The organism is Bradyrhizobium sp. USDA 3262, from assembly GCF_054060035.1.
On sequence record NZ_JBSSCT010000001.1, the window covers coordinates 7,568,876 to 7,583,659 of the forward strand.

General features: G+C 64.9%; 18 protein-coding genes. 10 read left to right on the forward strand and 8 right to left on the reverse strand.

Translation table 11 applies throughout. The features are described 5' to 3' along the window. Positions 1 to 116: 116 nt before the first annotated feature. Entirely contained in the window at positions 117 to 206 is a 90-nt protein-coding gene (locus ACVWYP_RS35775) for a K(+)-transporting ATPase subunit F (RefSeq protein WP_016846764.1), read from the reverse strand. Positions 207 to 708: 502 nt separating this feature from the next. Here ACVWYP_RS35775 and ACVWYP_RS35780 point away from each other — a divergent pair. The 6 genes from ACVWYP_RS35780 (at position 709) to ACVWYP_RS35805 (ending at position 5,110) form a co-directional block, all read left to right on the forward strand. Further along, positions 709 to 1,173: a hypothetical protein gene (locus ACVWYP_RS35780; RefSeq protein WP_304496555.1), complete on the forward strand. Its 465-nt coding sequence runs from the start codon at positions 709 to 711 to the stop codon at positions 1,171 to 1,173. A gap of 13 nt (positions 1,174 to 1,186) precedes the next feature. Continuing rightward, positions 1,187 to 1,462, forward strand: coding sequence for a hypothetical protein (locus ACVWYP_RS35785; RefSeq protein WP_304496556.1), 276 nt, complete (start codon positions 1,187 to 1,189; stop codon positions 1,460 to 1,462). A gap of 174 nt (positions 1,463 to 1,636) precedes the next feature. Next, positions 1,637 to 1,891, forward strand: coding sequence for a hypothetical protein (locus ACVWYP_RS35790; RefSeq protein ID WP_069278093.1), 255 nt, complete (start codon positions 1,637 to 1,639; stop codon positions 1,889 to 1,891). Positions 1,892 to 1,898: 7 nt separating this feature from the next. Continuing rightward, positions 1,899 to 2,828 (forward strand): 4-hydroxy-tetrahydrodipicolinate synthase, encoded by a 930-nt coding sequence (dapA, locus tag ACVWYP_RS35795; RefSeq protein WP_304496557.1) that lies wholly within the window; start codon positions 1,899 to 1,901, stop codon positions 2,826 to 2,828. A 114-nt stretch (positions 2,829 to 2,942) separates the two neighbouring features. Beyond that, entirely contained in the window at positions 2,943 to 4,352 is a 1,410-nt protein-coding gene (locus tag ACVWYP_RS35800; protein WP_304496558.1) for an NfeD family protein, read from the forward strand. Beyond that, complete coding sequence (locus ACVWYP_RS35805; RefSeq protein WP_304496559.1) at positions 4,349 to 5,110, forward strand: slipin family protein; 762 nt, start codon at positions 4,349 to 4,351, stop codon at positions 5,108 to 5,110. Before ACVWYP_RS35800 ends, ACVWYP_RS35805 begins: the two co-directional genes overlap by 4 nt. A gap of 245 nt (positions 5,111 to 5,355) precedes the next feature. Here ACVWYP_RS35805 and ACVWYP_RS35810 read toward each other — a convergent pair whose 3' ends face one another. Next, complete coding sequence (locus tag ACVWYP_RS35810) at positions 5,356 to 5,520, reverse strand: hypothetical protein (RefSeq protein ID WP_304496560.1); 165 nt, start codon at positions 5,518 to 5,520, stop codon at positions 5,356 to 5,358. A gap of 1 nt (position 5,521) precedes the next feature. Further along, on the reverse strand, positions 5,522 to 5,797 hold the full coding sequence (locus tag ACVWYP_RS35815) for a hypothetical protein (protein WP_304496561.1): 276 nt from the start codon (positions 5,795 to 5,797) through the stop codon (positions 5,522 to 5,524). Positions 5,798 to 6,059: 262 nt separating this feature from the next. On the opposite strand from ACVWYP_RS35815, the gene corA reads away from it, so the two are divergent. The 3 genes from corA to lon all read left to right on the forward strand — a co-directional run bounded on the left by corA (position 6,060) and on the right by lon (position 10,055). Further along, positions 6,060 to 7,076: a magnesium/cobalt transporter CorA gene (corA, locus tag ACVWYP_RS35820; RefSeq protein WP_304496562.1), complete on the forward strand. Its 1,017-nt coding sequence runs from the start codon at positions 6,060 to 6,062 to the stop codon at positions 7,074 to 7,076. Between the two features lie 181 nt (positions 7,077 to 7,257). Continuing rightward, positions 7,258 to 7,665 (forward strand): Hsp20/alpha crystallin family protein, encoded by a 408-nt coding sequence (locus tag ACVWYP_RS35825; RefSeq protein WP_016842263.1) that lies wholly within the window; start codon positions 7,258 to 7,260, stop codon positions 7,663 to 7,665. Between the two features lie 11 nt (positions 7,666 to 7,676). Then, positions 7,677 to 10,055, forward strand: a complete 2,379-nt coding sequence (gene lon / locus ACVWYP_RS35830) for an endopeptidase La (protein WP_456684273.1) — start codon at positions 7,677 to 7,679, stop codon at positions 10,053 to 10,055. A gap of 81 nt (positions 10,056 to 10,136) precedes the next feature. Here lon and ACVWYP_RS35835 read toward each other — a convergent pair whose 3' ends face one another. The 5 genes from ACVWYP_RS35835 to ACVWYP_RS35855 form a co-directional block, all read right to left on the reverse strand. Continuing rightward, positions 10,137 to 10,385 carry a hypothetical protein gene (locus tag ACVWYP_RS35835; protein WP_028342462.1) on the reverse strand — a complete coding sequence of 83 codons (249 nt, stop codon included), beginning with the start codon at positions 10,383 to 10,385 and terminating at the stop codon, positions 10,137 to 10,139. 153 nt (positions 10,386 to 10,538) lie between these two features. Next, on the reverse strand, positions 10,539 to 12,194 hold the full coding sequence (locus ACVWYP_RS35840; RefSeq protein ID WP_304496564.1) for an OFA family MFS transporter: 1,656 nt from the start codon (positions 12,192 to 12,194) through the stop codon (positions 10,539 to 10,541). A 323-nt stretch (positions 12,195 to 12,517) separates the two neighbouring features. Beyond that, a complete protein-coding gene (locus tag ACVWYP_RS35845) occupies positions 12,518 to 12,787 on the reverse strand; it encodes a sulfurtransferase TusA family protein (RefSeq protein ID WP_028332714.1) in 270 nt (89 codons plus the stop codon). 54 nt (positions 12,788 to 12,841) lie between these two features. Continuing rightward, complete coding sequence (mobB, locus tag ACVWYP_RS35850) at positions 12,842 to 13,387, reverse strand: molybdopterin-guanine dinucleotide biosynthesis protein B (protein WP_453945909.1); 546 nt, start codon at positions 13,385 to 13,387, stop codon at positions 12,842 to 12,844. Between the two features lie 158 nt (positions 13,388 to 13,545). Continuing rightward, on the reverse strand, positions 13,546 to 13,848 hold the full coding sequence (locus tag ACVWYP_RS35855; protein WP_453945907.1) for a hypothetical protein: 303 nt from the start codon (positions 13,846 to 13,848) through the stop codon (positions 13,546 to 13,548). 582 nt (positions 13,849 to 14,430) lie between these two features. Here ACVWYP_RS35855 and ACVWYP_RS35860 point away from each other — a divergent pair. Beyond that, positions 14,431 to 14,688, forward strand: a complete 258-nt coding sequence (locus ACVWYP_RS35860; RefSeq protein ID WP_311988559.1) for a hypothetical protein — start codon at positions 14,431 to 14,433, stop codon at positions 14,686 to 14,688. The last annotated feature ends 96 nt before the right edge of the window (positions 14,689 to 14,784 follow it).

Consider the following 14,784-nt stretch of genomic DNA (forward strand, 5'->3'; position numbering starts at 1 on the left):
GTCAAACCTTTCGAATGGGAGCGAAGCGCAGCATCGACGCGAACAAGCCGAGCAACAGCCCGGTCAGCATCGCGTCGGCTAACAGAATTGTGCAAAGCGCTGACATCGCGGGCCGCCTAGAAGCGTTCGGGCCGCAGCAATGCGTAAGTGAGGTAGAACAGCAGGCCGAGCGAGACGAGGCCGGCGAGCGAATAATCGAAGATCATCGCCGCCTCCATTACAGCCGTTCGCAGGCGTAGGCGTAACCGATGCCGGCCGCGAAGAAGCCGACCGCAAGCGCCGCCATGAGAATGTCCATCATGAAAGACTCCTATGCATCCGAGGGGGCGCGGGGCGACCGTATAAGCGCTCCGCGAGGGATGGCCGTGAGGTGCCATCCGGGGCATAGGTTTTCGAGAGGTGGCGAATAAGGACGTTATAGGAATCGTATAAGTGCCACGACTTCCGCAGCCGTCGTCCCGGCGAAAGCCGGGACCCATAACCACAGGTCCGAGTTTTGCGATGGCTGGGGCCCCAACCTGATCTCACAAGCAGATTCGGTGGTAATGGGTCCTGGCTTTCGCCAGGACGACAACTTGGCCTTTATGGAATCCCTATATCTCCGCCCCTCGGCTCATCTCGTTTTCAAATGGCACTCCGGCCATTTTGAGCCTGCGGCCAATGCCTTGAGCTTGGCTTTCCTTGGGCCGCGCAAGACGAGATGACGCCATGTCAGTGCTTTCCCAAAACACCTCCATCGATCTCGGCGAACGGCTGCGCGATGCCTATGCGGTGACAGCCGAATTCATGGCCGACATCATCAGCCAGACCTGCCGGCGATTCCCCTCGGTCGGACAGAGCGGCAAGACCCGCCGCGTCGAGCGCCTGATCCAGTCAGGCGCCTGGACCGACGCCGCGATCGCGCTGCTCGATCTGGAACTGCCGCAATGGCAGATTCGCCGCCTGGTCTATGACGAGGGCGAGTGGCACTGCGCATTGTCGCGCGAACGCGAACTGCCGGACTGGCTCGACCAGTCGATCGAGACCCGCCATGCCGATCTTGCGCTTGCGATCCTCAGCGCCTTCGTCGAGGCACAGCGGATCTCCACACCCGATAGCCGAACCAGCGTGCCGACCGTCCGTCGCGACACGCGCGCGGTGTACGAGCCGCTGTTCGTCGACAATATCGGCTGAAGGCGGCGCCGGCGTGGACACCAAACAACTGCCGCGGCAGCTGCAGTCGGTCCAGGTCATGGTTCGGTTCGGCTTCCGGCTTGCCATCATGATCGGCTTTGCCGTGTTCGCCGGTACCGGCTTCGGCAAGGGCCTCGTCACGCTGCTGTGGATGTCGGCGGTGATCTGTGCCTTTGCAGGGATCGCCAAGCGCGAAATGCCGTTTGCCGCAAACCTCAACCACTGGGACGAGATGACCGCCTATGTCGCGCTGTGTGCGCTCGGCCCCGGCATCGTCCAGCGCCTCTGAATCCATCCCGGAAAATCCTATGCCGCTCCTATGAAGTCGGCCGCCCTTCGCGCTCGATTTCATATCCGGCAAATCAGACATTGATCGCGTGACTGTGACTGAAGCGTTTTCGAGCGAACCGGATACCGGTTCGCGTTCGGAAAACGCGTCAGAAACGAAAGAAGGACTACAACCGTGAAACTCGTCGAACCTCCCTCGTGTAGCGCCGCGTCCACTATCGTCTTCATTGGCCGCAACCATCGCGGCCAGTGGGTCGCCCAGCAACAGAACGGCCTCTATGGCGGCCTGTTCGTCAACCGCGCCCAGGCCGTCAAATACGCGCTGTTCGAGAACGGCCAGCATCCTGAAATGATCGTCGAGCTGTCGCGTGAGATCGAGCTCGATATGCGCGGCGAGACCGCGAGCCTCCCAGCAAGCCGCGTGGCGTGAGCCACCCATGACCTGGCAAACGGCTGCGAAAGCCGACACGGCCGGATGGCTGTCGGGCTTCATCCCCGATCTTCCGACCCCCTTCAGCCATCGGGGCGAAATCGATGCGGACGCATTCGGCCGGCTGTGCGAGCGCCAGATCGCAGCCGGCGCCACCGCGCTGGTGGTCGGCGAGACCGCCGGTGAAAGCACGACGCTGGAGCCCGCGGAACGCGCGCAGCTCGTGCGCATCGCCGCAGGCGTCGCGCGCAAGCGGGTTCGCATCATCGCCGGCGCCGGATCGAACGCGACGGATCGCGCCGTCACATTCACCCGGGCCGCGGAAGCCGCCGGTGCCGACGCGGTCATGTCGGTCGTGCCCTATTACAACAAACCGATGCCACGAGGCACGGCGGCGCATTTCCGCGCCGTCGCCGCGGCCACCACACTGCCCGTCATCCTGCACGACATTCCGTCGCGCACGGTGAAGGGCCTTGCGGACGAGACGCTGCTCGAGCTCGCTGCATCGCCGCGCTTCGTGGGATTGCGCGACGGCAGTGGTGACGTTGCCCGGCTGGCGCGCCTGCGCTCACGCCTGCCGGCGACATTCCGGATGCTGACCGGCGACGACGCCGCCTCGCTGGCCTGGCTCGCCGCCGGTGGCGATGGCTGCATCTCGGCCGTGACGAACGTCGCGCCCGATCTGTATGTGGCCGTTCACAGGCATTTCCGCGAGGGACGGTTGTATCAGGCGCGGGAGTTGCACCAGCGGCTGGTGCCGCTTGCGACCTTGCTGGAGCGCGAGCATCCCGCCGCATTGAAGTTCGCGCTGGCGCTTCTGGGATTCATGCAGCCGGCGACGCGGCTGCCGATCGTGCAATTGAACGGGTCGGCAAAGGCCGAGGTCTCGCAAGCGATGGCTGAGCTTGCCGACGAGTACCTCGCAGCCGCGCATTGAGATTTTCCGACCCGACATAAGCCATCGCAATGCACAATGCGATCAGCACGCGGTGCCCGTGACACGACGCCAACTTGAGGTTCCGAAACGGCGCCCCATATCCACGGCAAGGGAGTGCTTGCCGTGCACACCACCTTCAAGGCGGCCCTCGTTGTTGCGACCGTCCTGGTCGCTCTGGTTGTCTCCATCCGTCCCGGTCCGGCCGCGGACAACAGCAATCTTGCCCTGACCATTTCAATCGACGGGGCAATCGGGCCGGCAGCGGCCAGCTACGTCAAGGACGGCCTGGCCAAGGCCGCCGAGCGTCGCGCCGAAATTGTCATCCTGCGTTTGAATACGCCGGGCGGCCTCAGCACCAGCATGCGTGAGATCATCGCCGACGTGCTGGCCTCGCCCGTTCCCGTGGTCGGCTACGTTGCGCCATCCGGGGCCCATGCCGCGAGCGCCGGGACCTATATCCTCTATGCGACCCATCTCGCGGCCATGGCGCCCGGCACCAACATCGGCGCCGCGACGCCGGTGCAGATTGGCGGCCCGATACCGGGGCTGCCGGGCAGCACCCCGGACAAGGGCGGCAAGGACCAGAAGGACGGCAGCCATCCGTCCGAAACCAAGGATGCCATGACGGCGAAGGTGACGAATGATGCCGTTGCCTTCATCCGCAGCCTCGCCGAATTGCGTGGCCGCAATGCCGACTGGGCCGAGAAGGCGGTACGCGATGCCGCCACCCTCTCCGCCAACGCTGCGCTGCTGGCCAACGTCATTGATCTCACCGCGCGCGATCCGGCCGACCTGCTCAGGCAGGTCGATGGCCGGACCATCGAGCTTCCCGGCGGCAAGACGCAACGCCTGGCGACCAGGGAAGCCGCGATCGAGGCCATCGATCCCACCTGGATCGCGCGCGCGCTTGCGGTCATCACCGACCCCAATATCGCATTCATTCTCCTGATGGTCGGCATCTACGGCCTGATCTTCGAGTTCATGTCGCCCGGTGCCGTGGCGCCGGGGGTTGTCGGGACGATCTGCCTGCTGCTTGGTCTCTACGCGCTCAACATGCTGCCGATCAACTACGCCGGCTTCGCCCTGATGCTGGTCGGGATCGCGCTGCTCGCAATCGAAGCCTTCAATCCGACCGTCGTGATCGGCCTCGGAGGAATAGTCGCCTTCGTGCTTGGAGCAGCCATGCTGTTTCGGATCGAGGCGCCCGGATACCGGCTGTCATGGCCGGTCATCGGCATCGTCGCAGCGATGTTCACGGGGCTGATTCTCGTCGTGCTCGGCGCGCTCCGCCGCGCGCGCAAGGGCCCGGTGCGGATCGGAGCGCAAGCCATGCGCGGGCTATCGGCCGAAGTGCTCGACTGGTCCGAGACCACGGGTCACGTCTTCACCAACGGCGAACGCTGGCAAGCGCGCAGCACCGAGACGTTCACGGCGGGAGACACGGTCGAGGTCGCCAACATCATCGATTTGACGCTGGTCGTGCGGCGTGCGCCGGCATCCGCCGGCGAAGGAGGTACAGCATGATGCTTGATTATTTCACCTATGCGGCGATCGCGCTGCTGATCATCGTATTCCTGACCCAGGCCGTGCGCGTGCTGCGCGAATACGAGCGCGGCGTCATCTTCACGCTCGGCCGCTTCACCGGGGTGAAGGGTCCGGGGCTCATCATCCTGATTCCGGTGGTGCAGCAGCTGGTGAAGGTCGATCTCAGGGTGGTGGTCCAGGTGGTGCCGCCGCAGGACGTGATTTCGCGCGACAACGTCTCGGTCAAGGTCAACGCCGTGCTCTACTTCCGCATCGTCGACCCCGAGCGCGCCATCATCAAGGTCAGCGACTACATGGCCGCGACCAGCCAGCTGGCCCAGACCACGCTGCGCTCGGTGCTCGGCAAGCACGAGCTCGACGAGATGCTGGCGGAACGCGACCGGCTCAACGCCGATATCCAGGAGACTCTCGACAAGCAGACCGACGTCTGGGGCATCAAGGTCAACGCGGTCGAGATCAAGGATATCGATATCAACGAAACGATGGTGCGGGCGATCGCCAAGCAGGCCGAGGCGGAGCGGCTGCGGCGCGCCAAGGTGATCAACGCGATGGGCGAGCAGCAGGCCGCCGAGAAGCTGGTCGAAGCCGGCCGGATCCTCGCCCAGGAGCCGCAGGCGATGCAGCTGCGCTACTTCGCAGCGCTGCACGACATTGCCGGCGAGCGCTCCTCGACCGTGGTCTTCCCGCTCCCGATGAACCTGCTCGATCATCTGGCGCCGCGACGTGAAGCGACGTGAACTGGTTTGCTAAAGCTTGATGAGATTGGACTGTGTAGCGACTACGACGGCACCGCGCTCCCTCTCCCCGCTCTTGCGGGGAGAGGGTTGGGGTGACGGGCCGTCTCCGCTTATACGTGATAGCTGCGTTTGCGGCAGCTCCCCCTCACCCGGAACGCATCTAACGATGCGTTCCGACCTCTCCCCGCACGCGGGGCGAGGTGAAGCGGAGTCCGGTCGCCGATTCCGAGTAAGGTCATCTCGTTCTAACGCCCGCGATGCTTGGCCCGCCACGCAGGTCCCGGACCGCGCATGTAATGCGCCTCGGGCCGGTAGCCGCTAATCGGCTCCTCGCCGATCCAGGCGAGGAATGTGAGCAGCCCTCCTGCGGCGCGGCGCAGCAAGGCACCGAGGAATGAAGCCGCGTGCATCTCAGTAGTCCCACTTCTCGCCGAGCACGACCGGCGCCCGCGGATATCTCTCGGCGTCGCCGCCGAGCATGCCGACGTTGAGGTTGGTCCGCGCCCAATCCTCGTGGCCGCGATGCAGCAGCAGCTCATTGCGCAGCCGATGAATCTTGGCGGCGGCGATCGCGCGGTGAACAGTCCTGAAGACGAGGCCGATCCGCCGGAACGTCCGCCGCAGGATCAAGGGCACGGCGCCGGCCGAACCGTGCGGACGGGCATCGTGGTAATGGAGCAAGGTCATGTGCCACCTTCCCGTTTGGCGGCGCGCGCGAGCGCACCGCATCACGCCAAAAGATGCTGGGAAGGCCGTAGGAATTCGAGAGGGCACGCCGCGGTGCGGTATAGGAGCCGTATAAGGGTCGCCAACCGGCGATCGGCTCGGGCCGCTCCATCCCCACGATCCGGAACGCAACGTCTCTGCCTGTGTTGACCGGGACCCGTTCAGTGCTAGCCTTTCGGCAACGAATAGCGTCAAGCGGGTTCGATAACCGAGGGTGGAGACCATGGACCTCGTATCGCCAACTGTCGCAACCGCCGGGCCGGTCCACTCTGATGGCGTAATCGCGGCAGGCGTCTATGTCGAGGGACGACGCGTCGCCAATATCGCGATCGACGAGGCCGCGAATTGGCGCAGCAAGCCGGATCACGTGGTGTGGATCGGCCTGCACGAGCCCGACATGACGTTGCTGAGCAGCCTGCAGCGGCAATTCCAGCTGCACGATCTCGCGATCGAGGATGCGGATCATGCGCATCAGCGACCGAAGATCGAACAATATGGCGATGCGTTGTTTATCGTGGCGCGCACCGCGCAACTCGACGGCGAAAGCATCGCGTTCGGCGAGACGCATCTGTTCGTCGGCGAGGGATACATCGTCTCGGTGCGACACGGCGCCTCGACATCCTATACGCCGGTCCGCGAGCGCTGTGAGAGCTGCCCGCGCGCCCTTGCTCGCGGCGAAGACTACATCCTCTATGCCATTCTCGATTTCATCGTCGACAACTACTCGCCCGTGCTCGAGACGATCCAGGAGGAGGTCGAGACGATGGAGGCGGAGGTGCTGGCGAGCGCGATGACACGGGCGCAGATCGAGCGGCTTTATCTGCTGCGACGTGACCTGTTGAGGCTGCGCAACGCGGTCGGACCACTGGTGGAGGTCTGCCGCAGACTCGAGCGCGACAACCTGCCGATGGTGCGCGACACGATGCGCCCCCTGTTCCGCGACGTCACCGACCACGTCCGCACCATCCAGGAGCGGATTGACGCGCTGCGAGAGGTGCTTGCCTTTGCATTTGAAGCAAGCCTGCTGGTCGGTCAGGCGCAGGAAACGGCGATCTCCAAGAAACTCGCCTCCTGGCTTGCCATTGTTGCGGTGCCGACCGCGATTGCCGGCATCTATGGCATGAACTTCAAGAACATGCCTGAGCTGCAATGGGAGTACGGCTATTTCGCCGTGATGAGCCTGATCCTGACCGTGTGCGGCGCCCTGTTCTGGCAATTCCGACGCGCAGGCTGGCTGTAGGGCTTGTCATCGCAGAACCCGATCATGCGCACCGGGATCAAGCGGCGCCGTTGCACCGCGGCCATGCCGCAAATCGCGAGATTTCGGACAATTTTACCCTCGATTAGCGGCGCGAGGGGCCGGTTTACGGTCGGCGGCAAGACCGGTAACCTCGCCTCCCAATGCGACGTGGAGAGTGCCCATGCGGCCCAAGGATCAGATCAACTGGATGCTGTCGGATGCGATCGAGGCGCTCGCCCGCGCCGAACGGTTGCACCAGAGCTTCCTCAATTTGCACCCGCGCGCGGGAAGCAGCGAGCCGAGCTGGGAACCGCCGACCGACGTGATCGAGACCGAGGATGAAATCCTGATCCTGGTCGCGCTCCCGGGGGTCGATCCCGACGAGGTCGAGGCCGCGCTCGACGGCGGCACGCTGGTGATCTCCGGCCGCCGCACCCTGCCCCCTGAACTCCGCAACGCCCGCATCCTGCGCCTCGAACTGCCGCAGGGCCGGTTCGAGCGCCGCATCGCGCTGCCGACCGGCCGCTACACCATCAGCCGCTTTGCCGCGCATGGTTGCGTCGGCCTGCGGCTTGGAAAGTCGAGCTAAAGGATTTCGACATGGCTGCCTCAGACGTTTCAAGCCCAGCATCGACTTCGACGCCGATCCCGAGCGACGCGTTGATCATCGTCCCGGTGCGCAACACCGTGCTGTTTCCGGATGTCATCATTCCGATCTCGATCGCCCGCGCGACGTCGATTGCCGCGGCCCAGCAGGCGGTACGCGAGCAGCGGCCGATCGGCATCCTGCTGCAGCGCGATCCCGAGACGAACGATCCCGGCCCCGACGGGCTTTACCGCGTCGGCACAACAGCCAACATCGTGCGCTACATCACCGGCGCCGACGACACCCATCACCTGGTTTGCCAGGGCGTGCAGCGCATGCGCGTGCTCGACTATCTGCCCGGCACGCCGTTCCTCGCGGCCCGCGTGCTGCAGATCCCGGAGCCGACCACCACCTCGCCCGAGATCGAGGCGCGCTTCCTCAATCTGCAGCGCCAGGCGCTGGAGGCCGCGCAATTGCTGCCGCAAGTGCCGCAGGAGCTGATCGCTGCGCTGCAGGGCACCACCTCGCCGGCAACCCTCGCCGACCTTGCGACGTCCTACATGGACATCAAGCCGTCGGAGAAGCAGGACATCCTGGAAACCATCGATCTCGTGGCGCGGATGGACAAGGTGTCGCGTCACCTCGCCGAGCGCATTGAGGTGCTGAGGCTGAGCCAGGAGATCGGGCAGAAGACCAAGGCCGTGTTCGACGAACGGCAGCGCGAGGCGATCCTGCGCGAGCAGATGGCGACGATCCAGCGCCAGCTCGGTGAAGGCGACGGCAAGGCTGCGGAAGTCGCCGAGCTGACCAAGGCAATCGCAGATGCCAAGATGCCGCCGGAGGCCGAAAGCCAGGCGCAGAAGGAATTGCGCCGCTACGAGCGGATGCCGGAGGCCGCGGCCGAGTCCGGCATGGTGCGCAGCTATCTCGACTGGCTGATCGACCTGCCCTGGAGCCTGCCGGAGGAGAAGCCGATCGACATCGCGGAGGCGCGCAAGATCCTCGACCAGGACCATTATGGCCTCGAGAAGATCAAGAGCCGCATCATCGAATATCTCGCGGTGCGCAAGCTCGCGCCCGGCGGCAAGGCGCCGATCCTGTGCTTCCTCGGCCCGCCCGGCGTCGGCAAGACCTCGCTCGGCCAATCGATCGCGCGCGCGATGTCGCGGCCGTTCGTTCGTGTCAGCCTTGGCGGCGTGCATGACGAGGCCGAGATCCGCGGCCATCGCCGCACCTATATCGGCGCGCTGCCCGGCAACATCATCCAGGCGATCAAGAAGGCCGGCGCGCGCAATTGCGTGATGATGCTCGACGAGATCGACAAGATGGGCCGCGGCATCCAGGGCGACCCGTCGGCCGCGATGCTCGAAGTGCTCGACCCCGAGCAGAACAGCACCTTCCGCGACAATTATCTCGGCGTGCCGTTCGACCTCTCGCGCGTCGTCTTCATCGCCACCGCCAACATGCTCGACGGCGTGCCCGGGCCGCTGCTCGACCGCATGGAGCTGATCAGCCTCGCCGGCTACACCGAGGACGAGAAGCTCGAGATCGCCAAGCGCTATCTGGTGCGCCGCCAGCTCGAGGCCAACGGGATCAAGGCCGAGCAGGTCGAGATCGATCCGGATGCGCTGCGGCTGATCATCCGCAGCTACACCCGCGAGGCCGGCGTGCGCAACCTGGAGCGCGAGATCGGCAAGGTGCTGCGCAACGTCGCGGTGCAGATCGCCGAAGGCAGCACCAACCACGTCACGATCGCGCCGAAGGACATCGTGTCGCTGCTCGGCCAGCCGAGGTTCGAGAACGAGATCGCGATGCGCACCAGCATTCCCGGCGTTGCCACCGGCCTCGCCTGGACCCCGGTCGGCGGCGACATCCTGTTCATCGAGGCGTCGCGCACCCCGGGCCGCGGCGCGCTGATCCTCACCGGCCAGCTCGGCGAGGTGATGCGCGAGAGCGTGCAGGCCGCGCTGACCCTGGTGAAGAGCCGCGCCTCCCAGCTCGGCATCGATCCCGGCGTGTTCGAGAAGAGCGACATCCATGTCCACGTTCCGGCCGGCGCGACGCCGAAGGACGGCCCGAGCGCGGGCGTTGCGATGTTCACCGCCCTCACCTCGCTGTTGACCGACCGCACGGTGCGCAGCGACACCGCGATGACCGGCGAGATCTCGCTGCGCGGCCTCGTGCTGCCGGTCGGCGGCATCAAGGAGAAGGTGGTCGCGGCCGCGGCTGCCGGCCTGACCCGTGTGATGCTGCCGGCGCGCAACAAGCGCGACTTCGACGACATCCCCGCCGGCGCCCGCGCCAAGCTGGAGTTCATCTGGCTCGAACGGGTCGACGAGGCGATCGCAGCAGCGCTGGAGGCCGCCAAGACGACGCCCGCCGCCGCGGAGTGATCGCGTCTCAAACGCAACAAGAGGGCGTGACAGCGATCGCCGTCACGCCCTCCTCCGTTGCAGATGGCGGAGCGGTGCCGCTCAGCTCTTGCCCATGCATTCTTCGATGTAGAACCAGCGGTCGTCGCCGGTCAGGCCCTTCGACTTCACCTCGGCGCGGCAGGCCTTCAGCTTTGGCTTGTTGGCCTTCCACTTCGCCTTCATGTCCTTCAGCTTCTGCATGGTGAGCTTGACCTTCGACGGCTTGGCCTCGGTGGTCTGGGCCGACGCGGTGTGCAGCGAGCCGGCGAGAAGCAAGGCGGCCACAAGACAGCTTGCGGTACGAAACATGACTGAAATGTCCCTTGATTATCTGTTGAATTGAACGGCGTAGAGCTTCTTGTCTGACGCGTTTTCTTCACGCGAACCGGCATCCACTTCGCCCGAAAACGCTTCGGGCCGCGCGCAGGATGCCAGATGTCCCGCGCGCGGCCCGGTCTGCGATCAGAGGATTTTGACCGCGCTGAGCAGCGTCATGTAGACGCCCCACGCCAGCGGGATGCCGACGAACAGCCAGAACAGCGCCGCCTTGGCGTCGAGCCCGCCGAACCCGATCCCGTAGGAACCGTGCGGTCCGGCCGCCGCGGCGCTGGCGCTCGCATCCTGCAGCTTGGCGACCTCGGCGTCGCTCATATGCCATTTCGCATCGACCGGCTTGATCAGGTAGTTGCAGATCAGGCCCGCGATCAGCATGGCGCACAGGATGTACATCGTGGTGTTGTAGAGTTGGTCGCGCGGCACGCCGGCGGCAAGCTGGAACTCGCGGATGTAGTTCACCACGACAGGACCGATGATGCCGGCGGTCGACCATGCCGTCAGCAGACGGCCGTGGATGGCGCCGACGAACTGGGTGCCGAACATGTCGGCGAGATAGGCCGGCACGGTGGCAAAGCCGCCGCCATACATCGACAGGATGATGCCGAAGCCGAGCACGAACAGAAGTTTCGATCCCATCGCGGCGAAGGTCGGCGCCAGCGCGTAGAGCGCGATGCCGAGGATGAAGAACGTGTAGTAGGTGTTCTTGCGGCCGATCTTGTCCGACAGCGACGCCCAGAAGAAGCGGCCGCCGATGTTGAACAGCGACAGCAATCCGGCAAAGCCGGCCGCGATCGCCGCGATCTGCGCCTTCTGTCCGGCATCGAGCTGGTTGAAGCCGACATTGGGCAGGCCGATCAGCTTGCCCGCGAAGATCTCCTGCAACATCGGCGAGGCCATGCCGATCACGCCGATGCCCGCCGACACGTTCAGGCAGAGCACCCACCAGATCAGCCAGAACTGCGGCGTCTTGTGCGCGTTGTCGAGATGGACGTGCTTGCTCGAGATCATCGCATTGGCCTTCGTCGGCGGCGTCCAGCCCTCGGGCTGCCAGCCGGCAGGCGGAATGCGATAGCGGAACGCGCCGATCATCATGAACACGAAGTAGATCGCGCCCATGGCGAGGAAGGTCTCCCAGACGCCGACCGAGGTCGGGGTCTTGAAGTAGTTCATCAGCCTGTCGGCGAGCGGGGCGCCGATCATCGCGCCGCCGCCGAAGCCCATGATCGCCATGCCGGTCGCCATGCCGCGCCGGTCGGGGAACCATTTCACCAGCGTCGACACCGGCGAGATGTAGCCGAGACCGAGGCCGACGCCGCCGATCACGCCGGAGCCGAGCCACATCAGCCAGAGCTGGTGCGTGTAGACGCCGAGCGCGCCGATCACGAGACCGCCGGCCCAACACAGCGCCGCGACGAAGCCGGCCTTGCGCGGACCGACCTTCTCAAGCCAGCCACCCCAGATCGCGGCGGAGACGCCGAGCAGCACGAAGAACAGCGTGTACATCCACCCGAGGCTCGCGACCTTCCAGTCGCAGGTGGTGGTGAACAGCTCCTGCACCAGCGAGATGTCCGGGCATGCCTTCGGCGCGGTCAGGCCGATCGCGCGCGAGAGCGGCAGCCAGAACACCGAGAAGCCGTAGGCCATGCCGATGCACAGATGGATGCAGAGCGCGGCCGGCGGCACCAGCCAGCGGTTGAAGCCGGCGGTCGCGATTGTATGTTCCTTGTCGAGGAAACCTGCACCTGACGCGGATACGCGTCCGGCGCTGCTCACTGTGGTCATTGACACCTCCCCTGCAGCCGCCATTACGACAGGCGCATCTGCGTCTTCGATCCCGTCTCAGCCCATTGCGGCCAGCGTCAGCCGGCTGCGCCGCACATTTCCTCAATGCGCCGGGACCAACCACGCACATTCCGGAAATGCTAGCCCCCAATACGACCGGATATGCCCGGCCGTGCCGCCCGTGATCTGGACACAGGCCCAGTCGTTGTCCGTCGATGCGCACACTCGAGCACACCTCCATCACCACAACCCGGCGGACATTATCAATTCGCGCAGAATGGAAAATAGGTGTCGATAGGCAAAAGGTAGATATCAAGCTGCATCTAGCTGGTACGCGGCAACGCAGCATTCGAATTGCCTATCGCTCCATTGATCTTCTCGATCAAGAAGACGATCCGGGCGTCGCTGCGTTCGGTGATCTCGACCTTGTCGCCGGTCTCCTGGATCAGGGCCGGGATATCGATCACCGAAAGCGGATCGGTGCAATGCACCTCGAGGAAATCTCCCGCCGTCACACTCCTGAGGGCCTTGCGCGTCTTCAACGCCGGCAGCGGGCATTTCAGGCCGGTGAGATCGAGCTTCGTCGTTGTCATGGCTCGACCATGGCGAAGCCGTCCTGCATCGTCAACGCTGCCTCCTCATCCACGTCAGCCTACGGCCGGAGCCGACGCGAGCACGTCGTCGACGGCGATCGCGGCGCGCAGCATCAATTCGGCAACGTCCTCGATGTCGTCGAGATGCGCGACCGGCAGCGTGGTTGCAACGGCGACGTCGCTGGCGATCCCGACCACACGCGGGTCGTCGGGAAACAGCAGCGGCTTGCCGTTGGCGGCGCGGTACACCTCGATCTTGTTGACCGGCTCGCGCTTGAAGCCTTCGACCACCACCAGATCGACTTGCGCCATCTTGGCGAGCAGCTCCGGCAGCCGCGGCTCATCGGCGCCGCGCAGCTCGTGCATCAGCGCCCAGCGCCGCGTCGAGGACACCAGCACCTCGGTCGCACCGGACTGCCGGTGCACCCAGGAGTCCTTGCCGGGCACGTCGACATCGAATTCATGGTGGGCGTGCTTGATCACGGAGACGCGCAGGCCGCGGCCCAGCAGGCAGGGGATCACCCGCGACAGCAGGGTGGTCTTGCCGGCACCGCTCCAGCCCGCGAGGCCAATCACTTTCATACGCGTCTCCGAAGACATACCAATCGTTAGGGCATCCACGCCTGCTGTTCCGCCGACATGGATGGCCGGGACCAGCCGTGACGACGGAAAGCCGCGACTTGCGCCCAACGCTGCTTATATCAGCCTTGGAGCAATGTCATGCCAGGCTTGCCGGCGGAAGAGGATCGACTGGCGCGCTAGAGGACGGCCCTCGGAAACTCCTGCAGCAGCTGCGCCCACAGCACTGCAAACGCGATCAGGCCACAGACCCCAAGCGCCGCGGTGAATCTCGGCAATCGGCCGATGGCGACGAGCAGCCAGGCCGGCAGGAAGAACAGGCCGAACACCATGCCGAGCGGAAACACCGCCAGCCACTGGAAGCCGGTGCCGTCGCCAGGCGGCACATGGGCGATGGCGTAGAAGGTGTAGAGCCAAAACAAGGTGCCGGCCGCCGCGACGAGCGCGGCAATCCTGCGAAAATTGACGGTGTCGAGTGCCATGACGGGTTGGTCGCCGCAATCGGCGAACCAGTTCACGGGCCGCCGCGCAAGCCGGGCTCACCCAAAGTCGGGCGCACCAAGTGGGGCTCGGCAGCGTCGGGCTCGCCCCGTGCGGCTCGCTATCCCGCAGGGTCAGTCGTTTCGTTGACTGACCGGCCGCCCCGGCTTGGCCAGCCTTGCTGACCGGCTCTCTCTCGGGGGCTGGTCACGCATCCGCAGCCTCTTCCGCGGCCGCTGCGTATCGACTGCCAGCACTTCTTCCAGCGTTGTATTCCTAAAACGAAGCCTTCTTAACATCGCTCCGCTCCTCGAGCGGGTGGGAGCCCCATCGGTCGCTCAACCACCGACGTCCGCAACAGGGCCCATGTCGGTGATGAGAGATAACCAGCGACGGGACGCTTTGCTCCAAGGGAGCCACTGCATCCTTCGTCTGACGGCGCGTGATCCCGCTATCCACCGGATTTACCTCAAAATTTCCAATGCGCAGGGCGATCGGAACACGATAATGTGCACCGTGGAGGACCATGTATGCCTCGCTCACCTTCGATTGTGCCGCATTCAATCGACCACGACACCTATCTGGTGCTGAACGATTTTGGCCGACTGGGTCGTGCCTGGAGCGAAACCGATGAAGAAGGCACTGACCGGAAAACGTTGATCCGCCGCCTGCTGGATGACCAGTACAGCCGTCCGGTCCGCATCGTGGCCTTCAATACCAATGAAGGATGGTCGCGCGACGTCACGACCGACATTGCCGACGAGCTTCGGCGCCGTTTCGTCGAATACGAAGAGGTCCCGCGCTCCGTGCTGGAGTTCGTGGAGACCGCCATGCGGCACTGAGCTGGATCCGCAACGCACAGGCCCTCTCACAGCGCGATCGTTCGGCTCCCGGCAAGCATCCGCCAAACGGCAATTTTCCGAGCAATCTCAACGCGA